The organism is uncultured Veillonella sp. (assembly GCF_934230905.1).
Classification (GTDB): domain Bacteria; phylum Bacillota; class Negativicutes; order Veillonellales; family Veillonellaceae; genus Veillonella.
Genome location: NZ_CAKQFJ010000037.1, coordinates 1 through 16,523, shown reverse-complemented (window position 1 = coordinate 16,523; position 16,523 = coordinate 1). Strand labels below are relative to the sequence as shown.

The following is a 16,523-nucleotide window of genomic DNA, read 5'->3' as shown; positions in this document are numbered from 1 at the left end:
CCTTTTTTGCGTTCTGATTACTGTGAAATGACTCTGTATAAAATTGATATTAAAAAGCGTGCCCCGAAGGACACGCTCTATTAAAATGATATAGCATCTTGTACTTTATATACTGTAGCTCCATTAGTTTTACCTAAAGGTTTGGTAATGATGGCTGCAGCAGAATCTTCAAAGTCTTTTATATTTCTGTTAGGAACTATGACGATGGCATTTGATTTTTTTTGAAGTTGATCTAAAAACTCATCTTTAGTGATGGTAGGCATAATATTTCTTGCCTTAGCCCAACGTTCGTCATCGTCTTTATTTAAATATACTTGTGTTGGTATATGGTCTGTATAATACACAAGAGAAGTATAATATCCGCCATATACAAAGACTGGTTGATTTGTATCTTCTAGATACGATTTAAATTGAATCCCAGATTGACTCGTTAATATTGGTGCTACTGAAATGGTAACAGCTGTATATAGGGCTAATATTGGAATTAAGAGTAAAGCGCTAAGCTGTGGAGCTGTTTTGATATAGTGTTTAGATATTTTAAATAGTAGAGCTCCTAAGCTGATTATGATTATATAATCTAAGATGTAGTCACTGGCACTAAGTGCCACGCCGATTCCTAGAATACATGTATATATACCTAATGGTAGTAATACTAAATAGTTAAAATGTTTAGATAGCTTAGATTGTGAAAGCAAGCTAACAATCGTGTCACCGCCCCATATGATACATGGAATTATTGCAGGTAGTGTATAGGTTAAATACTTAGTCGCTACAATAGAATAAAATAGTAAGATAGTAACAAACCAGATGGCACCAAGTAGATTTAGTGGGTCTTTCCACTTTAACTTGCGTAAGTGGTATATGACAACAGGTGTCCAGGGCAATAAAGCAAGTGGTGTAATGACGAGATAGTAATACCATACATCAAATTTTGGATGTTCTGATATAAGGGCACGCCCTACATTTTGAAGACCTAAAAAGCCATTTATAAAATCTTGCCCATGGATTGCATACATTGCCAGGTACCAAGGGCTAGCAATTATAAAAAATAGTAAAATACCAAGTGGATTAAAAGCTATTTTTAGATTCTTTACTATTGTAGATTCTATATCTTTCGGTTGTAATATCTTCCGTAAAACTATATATAGCAATAAGATGAGCCCTGGTAATAATAAACCGATTGGTCCTTTTGTTAATACTGCTAATGCGGCGGCTACATAAGCTTTTACCATAGACGTTTTATCTTTGTTTGTAAAAGCTAGGTAAGTATAGCCGAAGATGGCTAAATTAAAGAAAAATAAAAATCCATCTGTCACAATTGCATGTGATATATACCAAAATTGTAACGTGCTCATCAACAGAATGGCACTAGTTACAGCGATTGGTATGGATTGTTTGATACGATATACTATATGATACATGAGCGATACACTAGCCCCTGCAATCAATGTATTTGGAATTCGTGATACAAAATCGGAAATACCAAATAACTTATAACATATCATAAGTGCCCAATATGTTAATGGTGGTTTATCATACCATACGTGGTCATAAATCATAGGAGAAATCCAGGAATTGTGATTCAACATGGTTATGGCGCTTAATACATAGTTAGATTCTACTGGATCCGTAATTGGTAGATACGCATTATAAAAACCATAACTTATAATTGTAATAATAAATAAAGCTATGATTTGTGTTCTGTAACTAATGTTAATTGTAAACAACTCCTTTTTGTTAATACTACATTCCTATATTTTATTATACTTTGAATAGTTCAGATATGATATGAAATAAATTATATAGAATATTGTTTATAAGGAATATATTAAATGACTTTTATGTATACAAAATACATGGTATAATAAATTCAAAAGAAAGACCATTTTATACAATATATTTTGAATGTGATATATATTTGATTGAAAGAAGGGCAGTTATGAGAAAAGAACATGATTTCCTAGGTGAATTAGAAGTTGCTGATGAGCTATATTATGGAGTACAAACAATTCGGGCACTAGAAAACTTTCATATTACAGGAAAACATTTAGATCAAGATTTTATCAAAGCCTTAGCAATGGTAAAAAAAGCATCTGCTTTAGCTAATATGAAAACAGGTCGTCTCAATGTTTCTATTGGTAAAGCCATTGTTCAAGCTGCAGATGAAGTGATTGCAGGTCAATTTGCAGATCAATTTCCAGTTGATCCAATTCAAGGTGGTGCTGGTACCTCTGTCAATATGAATATGAATGAAGTATTAGCAAATCGTGCTTGTGAAATTTTAGGACATCCCAAAGGAAGCTATGATTTTGTAAGTCCTAATAATCACTGTAATATGGCGCAATCTACGAATGATGCATTTCCAACTGCTATTAAGGTCTGTGCAATTCTAAAATCTAAACCTTTACTTGAAGCGTTGCAACGTCTAGTTGATGAGCTTGAGAAAAAGGCTGATGAATATAGTGAAATCTTAAAAATGGGTCGTACTCATTTACAAGATGCTGTGCCAATTACGTTGGGACAAGAAATGGGGGCGTATGCATCAGGCATTCGCCGTGGTATTAGACGTATTAAATCTGCTGTTGAAGGTGCTCACGTAATTAACATGGGGGCTACTGCCGTTGGTACTGGTCTTAATGCGGAACCAAATTACATTCATGATGTAGCTTATGAATTGAGTGAAGTCGTAGGTGAACCGTTCTATACAGCGGATAATTTAATTGATGCTACTAATAATACCGATATTTTTGCAGATATTTCTAGTGGGTTGAAAGTTACGGCTCTCGTATTGATTAAAATGGCGAATGACTTCCGATTGATGGCATCTGGTCCTCGTTGTGGTATTGGGGAATTAAAGTTACCGGCTCGACAACCTGGTTCTTCCATTATGCCTGGTAAGGTTAATCCTGTTATCGCTGAAGTATTGAATCAAGTGTGTTATCAAGTTATCGGTAATGATCTTACTATTACATTGGCTGTAGAAAATGGTCAATTTGAGCTAAATGTAATGGAACCTGTATTGGCATATAACTTGTTTAATAATCTTTGCTATCTTAAAAATGGCGTTAACACATTTGTAGATAAATTGCTTGTAGATCTTGAAGTGGATCGTGAACAATGTGAATACTGGTTGAATCGTTCTGTTGGTATTGTAACTGCGTTATTACCACATCTTGGTTATGAAACTGCTTCTGCTCTTGCGAAAGAGGCATATACATCTGGACGTGCTATTCGCGATATTATTTTAGAAAAAGGTTTATTGACTGAAGAAGAAATCAATCATATTCTTTCTCCTAAAGAAATGACACGACCTGGTATTGCAGGGGCTAATTTATTAAAAAACAAAGGCAATTAGTTTTAATAAATGAACTTTGTTATATAATATGAATCATAAATGAAAAATATGAAAGCTGTTAGCCTTTTGGTTGACAGCTTTTTTGTATGATGATAGAATTATAAATTGCAAAAGTAGCATTTTCTACTTTTCCATGTAGAAGCTATAACTTACGTATTAAGGGTTTTCTTCCAAGGTTGTGCTTGGATAATGAACAGAGCAAGGTTATTTTTAAATGAAAAAAGGCCTTGCTTATTTGGCGTTATTAAAGCAGGAAAACTGAGACCTGTAAGATGTCTTTTCTATGCCGTTATAGAAATATGGTGGACCAGTGTATTTGAAGGAGGGAAAGCACATATGTTCAAACCTGAACAGGTAGGCAAACGGACTCGTTATACATATGCAAAAATTAACGAAGTTATTAAGATGCCGCATTTGTTGGACATTCAGCGTAAATCGTACGAATGGTTCTTGGAGAGCGGTTTACAAAATATTTTCAACGATATTTCTCCGATTAAAGACAATTCAGGTAATTTAGTACTTTCTTTTGAAGGTTTTAGCTTAGGTGAGCCTAAGTATGATATTAATGAGTGTAAAAATCGTGATGCTACATACGCAGCACCACTTCGTGTAAATATCCGTTTAGTTAATAATGATCCTGAAAATATGGACATTAAAGAGCAAGAAGTATTTATGGGTGATTTCCCATTGATGACGGATACAGGCACTTTTATTATTAATGGTGCAGAACGTGTTATCGTATCTCAATTAGTTCGTTCCCCTGGCGTTTACTATGGTAAAGAAATCGATACTATGGGTAACCGTTTGTATGAATCCACAGTTATTCCAAATCGTGGTGCTTGGATCGAATTAGAAACAGATGCTAGCGAAGTTGTGGCTGTTCGGATTGACCGCAACCGTAAATTGCCAGCTACTGTTCTTGTTCGTGCATTAGGTTGGGATACAAATGAAAGTATTCTTGACCTTTTCTGGAACGGTCAAACAGACGAAGATGGCTTGCCAGTATACGATGAACGTATTGTTCGTACATTAGAAAAAGATACAACTCAATCTGCTGATGAAGCATTGGTAGAAATCTATAAAAAATTACGTCCAGGTGAACCTCCTACTGTAGAATCTGCCCGTAATTTATTCGATAATTTATTCTTCGATGCTCGCCGTTATGACTTAGCGCGCGTAGGTCGTTATAAATTAAACAAAAAACTAGGTTGGCGTCAACGTATGTTGGGTCAAACATTGGCACAACCAATTGTTGATACTGAAACAGGTGAAATCATCCTTGATGCAGGTGTACAAGTTGGAGAAGAACAACTTGACATCGTTGCTAACAGCGGTGTATTCGGTGGTGAAGGTTTTGCTGAATTCTATATCACTAATCCAGATGGTGTAGTATCCAAAATCATTTGCAATAACTGTAACTTAGAATTTAACCATCGTACAGTTACAAGAGAAGATATGATTGCTAATATCTCTTACCTTTTGAATTTGATGGATGGTGCTGGTCATACAGATGATATTGACCATTTGGGTAACCGTCGCCTTCGTTGTGTAGGCGAATTATTACAAAATCAATTCCGTATCGGTTTGACTCGTATGGAACGTGTTGTGCGTGAACGTATGACAATTCAAGAAATTGAATCTATCACACCACAAGCATTGATTAATATTCGACCTGTAGTAGCAGCTATTAAAGAATTCTTTGGTTCTTCTCAGTTGTCTCAATTTATGGACCAAACAAATCCATTAGCGGAATTGACACATAAACGTCGTCTATCTGCTCTTGGACCTGGCGGTTTATCTCGTGAACGTGCTGGTTTCGAAGTTCGTGACGTGCATCACTCTCACTATGGCCGTATGTGTCCTATTGAAACTCCAGAAGGTCCTAACATTGGCTTGATTAACTCCTTATCTAACTATGCGAAGGTTAATGAGTTTGGTTTTATCGAAGCTCCATATCGTAAGGTTGAAAAGATTTATGGCGAAGGTGCTGATGCAGATAAAGTTGTTAAAGTACGCGTATCTGAAAGCGTTGCTTATATGACTGCCGATGAAGAAGAAGGCATGACAATTGCCCAAGCGAACTCCCCTCTTGATGCAGAAGGTTGTTTTGCTAATGATCATGTAGCATGTCGTCGTGGTCATGACGTATTAGAAGTAACACCTGATAAGGTTGATTACATGGACGTTAGTCCAAAAGAAGTTGTATCTATTGGTACAGCTATGATTCCATTCCTCGAAAACGATGATGCGAACCGTGCCTTGATGGGTGCGAACATGCAACGTCAAGCAGTGCCTTTGCTTCGTGCTCAAGCACCTTTAGTTGGTACAGGTATGGAATATACAGCTGCTACAGACTCCGGTGTTTGTGTATTGGCACGCGAAGCGGGTAAAGTCGTACGTTGCTGGGGTAATGAAATCCACGTTCTTCGCGATAGCGATGGTCGTGTTGATACATACCGTTTGAATAAATTCCTTCGTTCTAACCAATCCACATGCTTTAACCAAAAACCAATCGTTAACCGTGGTGACCATGTTGTAAAAGGTCAAGTATTGGCCGATGGTCCTGCTACTGATGGTGGTGAATTGGCTCTTGGCTTCAATGTTCTTGTAGCGTTCATGCCTTGGGAAGGTTATAACTACGAAGATGCTATCTTGCTTAGTGAAGAACTTTGCAAAGAAGATATCTATACATCCATTCATATTGAAGAATACGAATGTGATGCGCGCGACACTAAACTAGGTGCCGAAGAAATCACTCGTGAATTGCCTAATACTGGTGATGATACACTTAAAAATCTAGACGAAGATGGTATCATCTGCATTGGTGCAGAAGTACATCCTGGTGATATCCTCGTTGGTAAGGCTACACCAAAAGGTGAAACTGAATTAACACCAGAAGAACGTTTGTTACGTGCTATCTTTGGTGATAAAGAACGCGAAGTTCGCGATACCTCTCTACGTGTACCTCATGGTGAATGTGGTAAAGTTGTAGATGTTAAAGTCTTTACACGCGAAAATGGTGATGAGTTACAACCAGGTGTAAATAAACTTGTTCGCGTTTATATTGCTCAAAAACGTAAAATTCATGAAGGCGATAAAATGGCCGGCCGTCATGGTAATAAAGGTGTCGTTTCTCGCGTTATGAGAAAAGAAGATATGCCATTCCTTCCAGATGGTACTCCAGTACAAATCGTATTGAATCCATTGGGCGTACCTTCTCGTATGAATATTGGTCAGGTTCTTGAAACTCACTTAGGTTGGGCTGTTCAAGGACTGGGCATGAAAATTAAAGCAACTGATCTTCATATTCAAAATGTATTGAAAGAAGCACGCACTGATGAATCCTATTGGGAACAAATTGATGCTATTCGTAAGTTATATGCTGAAATTGAAGAATTAGAAGCTCAAGCAAAAGAAGATGTAACAGTAGCTCATTTTGATATTGATGAAAAAATCATTGATTTAAAATCTCAAATCATGGGTCACGTAGAAGAAGCAGCACAAAAGAAATTGGCTGCACTTGGTGGCGAAGCTCGTTACAATGAATTGAAAGCATTAGAATCTAAATATAATGCACTTCATATGGAATATTTTGGCACAGAAGAAGAAGCACCTGAAATGGATCCAGCTCTTGTAGAAGAGTTAGAACGCATTAATAAGGTACGTGCTACATTGAATCACATTGAAGAAGCTCGTGCTAAACGCATTGAAATTCGCAATGATTTGGAAAAATTAGGCTATGACTATGATACATATGGCATGCCAAAACCAGATGTAGCTGGTATTCATATTGCTACACCTGTATTCGACGGTGCACATGAAAAAGATGTATTTGAAACATTGGATATAGCTGGTCGTCCAAATGATGGTAAAACTGTATTGTACGATGGCCGTACTGGTGAACCTATGGATAACCGCGTTACAGTTGGTTACGTATACATGTTGAAACTTCACCATTTGGTTGATGATAAGATTCATGCGCGCTCCACAGGTCCGTACTCCCTTGTTACGCAACAACCATTGGGTGGTAAAGCTCAATTTGGTGGTCAACGTTTTGGGGAAATGGAAGTTTGGGCTCTCGAAGCATATGGCGCAGCCTATACTCTTCAAGAGCTATTAACGGTTAAGTCTGATGACGTTGTTGGTCGTGTGAAAGCATACGAAAAAATTGTTAAAGGTGAAAATATTCCTGAACCAGGTGTGCCTGAGTCCTTCAAAGTATTGCTCAAAGAACTTCAAAGTATCGGCCTTGATGTAAAAATCTTGAACGAAGATCAAGAAGAAGTTGTTATGAAAGAACTTGATGACGAAGATGAAGTGGTTGAAACTGGTATTGAAGATGTTATGGACGGCGATGCTGTTGAAACAGATGAAGTAACAGTTGTAGAACCAGAAGCAGAGGAAGAAGTATCTAATGGTGGCGATGATGATATTCTTAGCCAATTAGCATATCCAATTAGTGAATCCTCCGCAGATGAAGACTGACACTGAATATAAGGAAGGGAGCGATAGTAGTGCTAGACGTAAATGAATTTGATTCCATGCGAATCGGTTTAGCCTCTCCAGAGCAGATTTTAGAATGGTCTCATGGGGAAGTTAAAAAACCAGAAACAATTAACTACCGTACGTTAAAGCCAGAACGTGATGGTCTATTTTGCGAACGCATTTTTGGACCAACAAAAGATTGGGAATGTCACTGCGGTAAATATAAACGCATACGCCATAAAGGTGTTGTCTGCGATAAATGTGGCGTAGAAGTAACTCGCGCTAAAGTACGTCGTGAACGTATGGGCCATATTGAATTGGCTACCCCTGTTTCCCACATTTGGTATTTTAAGGGTATTCCATCTCGTATGGGCCTTATCCTTGATGTATCCCCACGTTCTTTGGAACGCGTATTGTATTTTGCTTCCTATATCGTAGTTGATCCTGCAGGTAGTCCATTGGCCAAACGCCAATTATTATCTGAGCAAGAATACCGTGAATATGAAGCTCAATTCAACGAAGAAGGATATTCTATCGGTGGTAAATCTGTAGTTATTGAAACTGTGGCACAACGTAATGAACGTTTGGCTATTGTTCGCGAAGCACAACGTAAAGAACGTTATAATGAAGCACTTCGTGAAGATGCTACAATACCAGAAGCCGATAAAGAATATGAAGAATTAACTCGTGAAGAACGCTACGAATTAGGTGCTACAGAAGAAATCTTATTCGTATGTATCGACATGGGGGCAGAAGCTGTAAAAGCATTATTGTCTGAACTTGATTTAGAACAATTGAATGCAGAATTGCGTGAAGAGTTGAATACTGCCAGTGGTCAACGTAAAATTCGTGCAGTTCGCCGTTTAGAAGTTGTAGAAGCATTCCGTCAATCTGGTAACCGCCCAGAATGGATGATTATGGATGTTGTTCCTGTTATCCCACCTGAATTGCGACCTATGGTTCAATTGGATGGTGGTCGTTTTGCTACCTCTGACCTCAACGATTTATACCGTCGTGTTATCAACCGTAATAATCGTTTGAAACGTTTGTTGGACTTAGGTGCTCCTGATATTATTGTGCGCAACGAAAAACGCATGCTTCAAGAAGCGGTTGATGCATTGATTGATAATGGTCGTCGTGGTCGTCCTGTAACAGGCCCTGGCAACCGCCCATTAAAATCCTTGTCCGATATGCTGAAAGGTAAACAAGGTCGTTTCCGTCAAAACTTGCTCGGTAAACGTGTTGACTACTCGGGTCGTTCCGTTATCGTAGTAGGTCCTGAACTCAAAATGCACCAATGTGGTTTGCCTAAAGAAATGGCATTGGAATTGTTCAAACCATTTGTTATGAAACGCTTGGTAGAACGTGGACAAGCATCCAATATTAAGGCTGCTAAGCGCCAAGTGGAACGCGTAGGTCCTGGTGTATGGGAATCCTTGGAAGAGGTTATCAAAGAACATCCAGTTCTATTGAACCGTGCCCCTACATTGCATAGACTTGGTATCCAAGCCTTCGAACCAATCCTTTGGGAAGGTCGTGCTATTAAATTGCATCCATTGGTATGTACAGCCTTCAACGCCGATTTTGATGGTGACCAAATGGCTTGTCATTTACCATTGTCCGTAGAAGCTCAATCCGAAGCTCGTACATTGATGCTTTCCGTTCATAATATTTTATCAACAAAAGACGGTAAGCCAGTTGCTATTCCATCTCAAGATATGATTTTGGGCACATACTACCTAACAGTTGTACGCGAAGATACACGTGATAAAGCAAAAACGTTTGCTACTTATGATGAAGTAATGCTTGCTTACGACTCTCATGTTATCGGTTTGCAAGATATTTTATACATTCGTTTGCCGGAACACGGTCGTGTAGAAACCACAGCTGGTCGTTTGATCTTTAATAACGCTTTGTTCCCAGAATTATGGCAATATGAACAAAAAGAAGATGGTACTTACACATTAGGTAAGGTTATGGATAAGAAGACCGTTGGTAAACTTGTAGATCAATGTTTCCAATTATTCGGCAATGAAAAAACTGCTGAACTCTTAGACAGAATTAAATCTCTTGGTTATTCCTTTGCACGTCGTGCAGGTATGACAGTAGCTATTGCGGATATTAAAGTACCAGAAGAAAAATTCGATTTACTCGATACTGCAGAACAAGACGTAGAAAAAGTATCTCGTTTATACCGTCGTGGTCTCATTACAGAAGAAGAACGTTACCGCAAAACTATCCAATTGTGGACAAAAGCAACAGAAGATGTTACGGATGCCATGATGGATAATATGGCGCGCGATAAAGATGGCTTTAACCCTGTATATATGATGGCTATCTCCGGTGCCCGCGGTAACAAACAACAAATTCGTCAGCTTGCTGGTATGCGTGGGTTGATGGCTGATCCATCTGGTCGTATCATCGACTTGCCAATCAAGGCAAACTTTAAAGAAGGTTTGACCGTATTGGATTACTTTACGTCCTCTCATGGTGCTCGTAAAGGTTTGGCTGATACAGCACTTCGTACAGCTGACTCCGGTTATTTGACTCGTCGTCTTGTTGATGTATCTCAAGACGTTATCGTTCGTGAGGACGATTGTGACGTTGTAGGTATCGATCTCGTTCGTGAACGCGCACGTTTGGCTACATCACCTCGTCAAGCTCTTGAAATGTTGAAAGACAAGTTGATTGGTCGTGTTCTCGATAAAGATGTAATAAATGCTGAAACAGGTGAATTGGCTGTTCCTGCAGAAACTATTCTTGATGAACAAAGCTTAGCTGATATCTCAGATGCTGGTGTAACAGCTATCTCCTTGCGTGGTGCGCATTTGGGCTCTGATAGCGATATTAACCATACTAATTTAGTTCAAAAAATCCTTCTTGGTGAAAGCGACGATAGTATCCGTGCAACATTGAAAGAAACTATGGTTCAAAACATGTTGAATAAGGATACTGTGAATGCTATCGTGGATAGCAATGGTGTAGAAATCTATCCTGCTGATACACGCCTTACAGAAGAAGGTATTGAAGCAATTCTTAACTCTGATGTAAAAGAAGTACAAGTACGTAATAATGAAATCAACGGTATTGAAGTAGAAGCTATCGTTGAAGGTACTGGTATTATTGAACCATTGAAAGACCGTATCGTAGGTCGTATTGCAGCTGAAGAATTAGTAAATAAGGAAACTGGTGAAGTTATCGTTCCGTTGAATGGTGAAATTACAGAAGAACTTGCTGATGAAGTTGTAAAACACTACGATATTGTTAAGATCCGTTCCGTATTGACTTGTCGCAGCCCTTATGGCGTATGCCGTAAGTGTTATGGCCGTGATCTTGGTACAGGTGATCAAGTTCAAGTCGGTGAAGCAGTTGGTATTATTGCGGCGCAATCCATCGGTGAACCTGGTACACAGTTGACAATGCGTACATTCCATACAGGCGGTGTAGCAGGTGACGATATTACACAAGGTTTGCCTCGTGTTGAAGAATTGTTCGAAGCACGTAAACCAAAACGTAATGCAATCATTGCGGAAAATGAAGGTGTAGTACGTGTTGTACCTAATGAAGGTAAAAAAGGTACTAATACTATTTTTATTACAGGTGAAGATGGTATTGAACTAGATTACCTTATCCCTTATGGTTCTCGTATTATCGTTAAAGATGGTGATGTTGTATCCTTAGGTGCACGTTTGACAGAAGGTTCCATTAACCCTCATGACATCATGCGTGTAATGGGTACACAAGCTACACAACGCTATCTTGTATATGAAGTACAAAAAGTATATAAATCTCAAGGTGTAGAAATTAATGATAAACACATTGAAGTCATTGTTCGACAAATGCTTCATAAGGTTAAGATTGAAACAGCTGGAGATGCAGATATGCTTCCTGGCGATATGATTGACATCAATACATTTGATGAAGAAAATCGTCGTTTAACATTAAATGGCCGTGAAAATGCTACAGGTAAACGCACATTGTTGGGGATTACTAAAGCTGCTTTGGCTACAGACTCCTTCTTGTCTGCTGCATCTTTCCAAGAAACTACACGCGTTCTTACTGATGCTGCTATTAAAGGCAAAATTGATCCATTATTGGGTCTTAAAGAAAATGTTATCATTGGTAAGTTGATTCCTGCTGGTACAGGTATGAGCCGTTACCGCAAAATTGAAGTAGTTAAAAAAGCTCCTGAAATTTTAGAATTAACTGATGATGGTGAAATCATAGAAGAATAAGTCTATATAGTTTATTCCACTATGATTAAAAGATAAAAAGAGATATTTCTAGATTAGTATATAATTTAGGAATATCTCTTTCTTATTATATCAATTTTGCATAATGAAACTGCGTTAAAAAGATTGAGTATGTATAAAGTGTATAAAAATAAGTAGAAATTTCAATATTTGTATAAAAAAACGAGAATGTTTCATGTAATTCTTATAAATGATACACACGGATAGGTGTACATATTAAATACAGTAAAATAGCGGTTTTGAGTATTAAAAACCCTTTGACATGCGTTTAAGTAATTGATATACTTACATAGTGCTTAGAGGGTAAGTGTGCCCTGAGCATAGTTTCGTAAGGAGAAGATGTAACTATGGACATTGCCCATTTAGCATCGGCGAACAAAGCAATAGGTGCTAAGCAAACGATGAAATCAATTGCAAAAGGCTCTGTTAAGTTTGTGTTTCTCGGCTGCGATAGTGATAGCTACGTAGTAGATCCTGTACGGATGGCTTGTGTGGAACATAATATACCGTTCGACGATAAGCATACGATGGATGACCTCGGTCGTGCGTGCCGCATTAAGGTACGGGCTACAGCGGTGGGCATCCTACGTTAATTTTGGTAATATCCGATGTAACACTTGGTTATAACGGATCAATTATAAATCTCAAATTTGGAAAGGAGGTGCCCAAATGCCAACAATCAATCAGCTAGTACGCAAAGGTCGCATGAGCTTGACTAAAAAATCTACAGCTCCAGCGCTTCAAGAATCTCCACAAAAACGTGGTGTATGTACTCGTGTGTACACAGCTACTCCAAAGAAACCAAACTCCGCGCTTCGTAAAGTTGCCCGTGTACGTTTGACAAACGCTATTGAAGTAACTGCTTACATCCCAGGCATTGGTCACAATTTACAAGAACACAGTGTTGTACTTATCAGAGGCGGTCGTGTAAAAGACCTTCCAGGTGTGCGTTATCACATCGTTCGTGGTGCATTGGATACAGCTGGCGTACAAAACCGTATGCAAAGTCGTTCCAAATATGGCGCGAAAAAAGCTAAAAAATAATTTTAGCTATTAAACGAAATTAACACACATCATTATAAAGGAGGAATTGAACATGCCAAGAAAAGGCCCTGTTCCGAAACGTGATGTACTTCCAGATCCGGTGTACAACAGCAAATTAGTAACACGTTTCATTAACAAAGTTATGTACGATGGCAAAAAAGGCATTGCTGAAACTATCGTATATGATGCATTTGAAATTATTCGTTCCAAAATGGGTCAAGACCCAATGGAAGTTTTTGATCAAGCATTGAAAAATGTTATGCCTGTACTTGAAGTACGTGCTCGCCGTATCGGTGGTGCTAACTACCAAGTGCCAGTTGAAGTTCGTGCTGATCGCCGTCAAACCCTCGGTATTCGTTGGGTTGTAAACTACGCTCGTCTTCGTGGTGAACGCACTATGAAAGAACGTTTAGCAGGCGAATTGATGGACGCTTTCAACAATGCAGGCGCTGCAATCAAGAAAAAAGAAGATACTCATAAAATGGCAGAAGCTAATAAAGCATTTGCTCATTATCGTTGGTAATAAGAGGTGACAACTGTGGCAAGAGAGTTTTCCCTAGCAAAAACTCGTAATATCGGTATCATGGCTCACATCGATGCTGGTAAAACAACAACTACAGAACGTATCCTCTACTATACAGGTATTGTTCACAAAATCGGCGAAGTACATGAAGGTGCTGCTACGATGGACTGGATGGCGCAAGAACAAGAACGTGGTATCACAATCACTTCTGCGGCGACAACATGTCACTGGAAAGATCATCGTATCAATATCATCGATACTCCTGGTCACGTTGACTTTACTGTAGAAGTAGAACGTTCTCTTCGTGTACTTGATGGCTCCGTAGCGGTGTTCAGTGCTAAAGGTGGCGTTGAACCTCAATCCGAAACAGTATGGCGTCAAGCATCTAACTACGGCGTACCTCGTATCGCTTATGTAAATAAGATGGATACAGTAGGTGCTGACTTCTTCAACGTAGTTGATATGATGAAATCCCGTTTGGGTGCAAATTCCGTAGCTATCCAAGTGCCAATCGGCGCTGAAGATACTTTCGAAGGCATCATCGATTTGATGACTATGAAAGCGGAAATTTACAAATCCGATGACGGTAAAGAATATGAAATTACTGATATCCCAGCAGAATATCAAGAAGTAGCTGAAGCTCGTCGCGAAATGATGATTGATGCTATCGCTGAAACTGATGATGATATCATGATGAAATATTTGGAAGGTGAAGAAATCTCCATTGAAGAATTGAAAACAGCATTGCGTAAAGCAGTTATTGCTAACCAATTGTTCCCAGTTCTTTGTGGTTCTTCCTACAAAAACAAAGGTGTACAAATGTTATTGGACGCTGTTGTAGATTACATGCCGGCTCCTATCGACATTCCAGCTATTAAAGGTGTCGTTCCTGGTACAGAAGAAGAAACTACTCGTCCTTCTTCCGATGATGAACCATTCTCCGCATTGGCATTCAAAATCATGGCTGACCCTTATGTTGGTAAATTAGCGTTCTTCCGTGTGTACTCCGGTACATTGGAATCCGGTTCCTACGTTTTCAACTCCACAAAAGGTAAGAAAGAACGTATTGGCCGTATCCTTCAAATGCACGCTAACACTCGTAAAGAAATCGACATGGTTTACGCTGGCGACATTGCTGCAGCTGTAGGCTTGAAAGATACTACTACTGGTGATACTCTTTGTGACGAAAAGAATCCTGTAATTCTTGAATCCATGGAATTCCCTGAACCAGTTATCTCTGTTGCTGTTGAACCTAAAACAAAAGCTGACCAAGAAAAAATGGGTACAGCTCTTGCTCGTTTGGCAGAAGAAGATCCTACTTTCAAAGTTCGTACTGATGAAGAAACAGGTCAAACTATTATCTCCGGTATGGGCGAACTTCACTTGGATATCATTGTTGACCGCATGAACCGTGAATTCAAAGTAGAATGTAACGTAGGTAAACCTCAAGTAGCATATCGTGAAACTATCCGTAAAGCTGTTAAATCTGAAGGTAAATTTGTTCGTCAATCTGGTGGTCGTGGTCAATATGGTCACTGCTGGTTGGAATTGATTCCACAAGAACCAGGTGCTGGCTTCGAATTTGAAAATAAGGTCGTAGGTGGTGCAATTCCTCGTGAATACATCGGACCTGTTGAAAATGGTGTTAAAGAAGCTATGGAATCCGGTGTTATTGCTGGTTATCCAATGGTTGACATCAAAGTTATCGTATTTGACGGCTCCTATCATGACGTTGACTCCAACGAAATGGCCTTCAAAATCGCTGGTTCCATGGGCTTTAAAGAAGGTGCTCGCAAAGCAGACCCTGCATTGCTTGAACCATACATGTCCGTAGAAGTAGACGTTCCTGAAGAATACATGGGCGACGTTATCGGTGACTTGAACTCCCGTCGTGGTCGTATGGACGGCATGGAAGCTCGTAATGGTAACCAACATATCAAAGCATATGTTCCATTGAGCGAAATGTTCGGTTACGCAACAGACCTTCGTTCCAAAACTCAAGGTCGCGGTAACTACTCCATGACATTCGATCATTACGAAGAAGTTCCTAAGAAAATTGCTGAAGAAATTCAAGCAAAGAAAAACGGTTAATCTTACATTAGATTAATAGAATTACTATTTTCCTCGGAGGATAATTTAAAATGGCAAAAGAAAAATTTGAACGTACGAAACCGCATGTTAATATCGGTACAATCGGTCACGTTGACCATGGTAAAACTACTTTGACTGCTGCAATCACTAAAGTATTGGCTGAAAAAGGTCAAGCTGAATTCCAAGATTACAGCAATATCGATAAAGCTCCAGAAGAACGTGAACGTGGTATCACAATCAACACTGCACACGTTGAATACGAAACTGCTAATCGTCACTATGCACACGTTGACTGCCCAGGCCATGCTGACTATGTTAAAAACATGATCACTGGTGCGGCTCAAATGGACGGCGCTATCTTGGTATGTTCCGCAGCTGATGGCCCTATGCCTCAAACTCGTGAACACATCTTGTTGGCTCGCCAAGTTGGTGTTCCTGCAATCGTTGTATTCTTGAACAAAGCTGACATGGTTGATGACGAAGAATTGATCGAATTGGTTGAAATGGAAGTTCGTGAACTTCTTTCTTCCTACGAATTCCCTGGCGACGAAGTACCTATTATCGTAGGTTCTGCTTTGAAAGCTTTGGAAGGCGACGCTCAATATGTAGCTAAAATCGACGAATTGATGGATGCTGTAGATTCCTACATTCCAACTCCAGTTCGTGATACTGATAAACCTTTCTTGATGCCTGTAGAAGACGTTTTCACAATCACTGGTCGTGGTACAGTAGCAACTGGCCGTGTTGAACGTGGTCAAGTAAACGTTGGTGA

Annotated in this window: 9 protein-coding genes; 8 read left to right on the top strand and 1 reads right to left on the bottom strand. The window is 39.1% G+C overall.

Annotation, left to right across the window (positions count from 1 at the left end; translation table 11 throughout):
• Window positions 1–80 precede the first annotated feature (80 nt).
• Window positions 81–1,727 carry a glycosyltransferase family 39 protein gene (locus Q0E20_RS08675; RefSeq protein WP_295999053.1) on the bottom strand — a complete coding sequence of 549 codons (1,647 nt, stop codon included), beginning with the start codon at window positions 1,725–1,727 and terminating at the stop codon, window positions 81–83.
• Between the two features lie 212 nt (window positions 1,728–1,939).
• Between Q0E20_RS08675 and Q0E20_RS08670 the strand changes: the two genes are divergently transcribed.
• The 8 genes from Q0E20_RS08670 to Q0E20_RS08635 all read left to right on the top strand — a co-directional run.
• A complete protein-coding gene (locus Q0E20_RS08670; protein ID WP_295999050.1) occupies window positions 1,940–3,355 on the top strand; it encodes an aspartate ammonia-lyase in 1,416 nt (471 codons plus the stop codon).
• Between the two features lie 336 nt (window positions 3,356–3,691).
• Window positions 3,692–7,840, top strand: coding sequence for a DNA-directed RNA polymerase subunit beta (gene rpoB, locus Q0E20_RS08665; protein ID WP_295999047.1), 4,149 nt, complete (start codon window positions 3,692–3,694; stop codon window positions 7,838–7,840).
• 29 nt (window positions 7,841–7,869) lie between these two features.
• The gene (gene rpoC / locus Q0E20_RS08660) at window positions 7,870–12,075 is read left to right on the top strand and encodes a DNA-directed RNA polymerase subunit beta' (RefSeq protein ID WP_295999046.1); all 4,206 of its coding nucleotides are present in this window, start codon (window positions 7,870–7,872) and stop codon (window positions 12,073–12,075) included.
• Between the two features lie 365 nt (window positions 12,076–12,440).
• Window positions 12,441–12,686 carry a ribosomal L7Ae/L30e/S12e/Gadd45 family protein gene (locus Q0E20_RS08655; RefSeq protein ID WP_295999044.1) on the top strand — a complete coding sequence of 82 codons (246 nt, stop codon included), beginning with the start codon at window positions 12,441–12,443 and terminating at the stop codon, window positions 12,684–12,686.
• 76 nt (window positions 12,687–12,762) lie between these two features.
• Window positions 12,763–13,137, top strand: coding sequence for a 30S ribosomal protein S12 (rpsL, locus tag Q0E20_RS08650; RefSeq protein ID WP_004693554.1), 375 nt, complete (start codon window positions 12,763–12,765; stop codon window positions 13,135–13,137).
• Window positions 13,138–13,189: 52 nt separating this feature from the next.
• Window positions 13,190–13,660, top strand: coding sequence for a 30S ribosomal protein S7 (gene rpsG, locus Q0E20_RS08645; protein WP_004693556.1), 471 nt, complete (start codon window positions 13,190–13,192; stop codon window positions 13,658–13,660).
• A gap of 15 nt (window positions 13,661–13,675) precedes the next feature.
• Complete coding sequence (gene fusA / locus Q0E20_RS08640; RefSeq protein WP_005385490.1) at window positions 13,676–15,751, top strand: elongation factor G; 2,076 nt, start codon at window positions 13,676–13,678, stop codon at window positions 15,749–15,751.
• Window positions 15,752–15,801: 50 nt separating this feature from the next.
• The coding region (locus Q0E20_RS08635; RefSeq protein ID WP_295999041.1) for an elongation factor Tu at window positions 15,802–16,523 on the top strand (722 nt) is incomplete at its 3' end.

Coding starts and splice junctions, on each gene's coding strand:
- Q0E20_RS08670 (WP_295999050.1), top strand. CDS start 1,940: ATGAGAAAAGAACATGATTTCCTAGGTGAATTAGAAGTTGCTGATGAG.
- rpoB (WP_295999047.1), top strand. CDS start 3,692: ATGTTCAAACCTGAACAGGTAGGCAAACGGACTCGTTATACATATGCA.
- Q0E20_RS08655 (WP_295999044.1), top strand. CDS start 12,441: ATGGACATTGCCCATTTAGCATCGGCGAACAAAGCAATAGGTGCTAAG.
- rpsL (WP_004693554.1), top strand. CDS start 12,763: ATGCCAACAATCAATCAGCTAGTACGCAAAGGTCGCATGAGCTTGACT.
- rpsG (WP_004693556.1), top strand. CDS start 13,190: ATGCCAAGAAAAGGCCCTGTTCCGAAACGTGATGTACTTCCAGATCCG.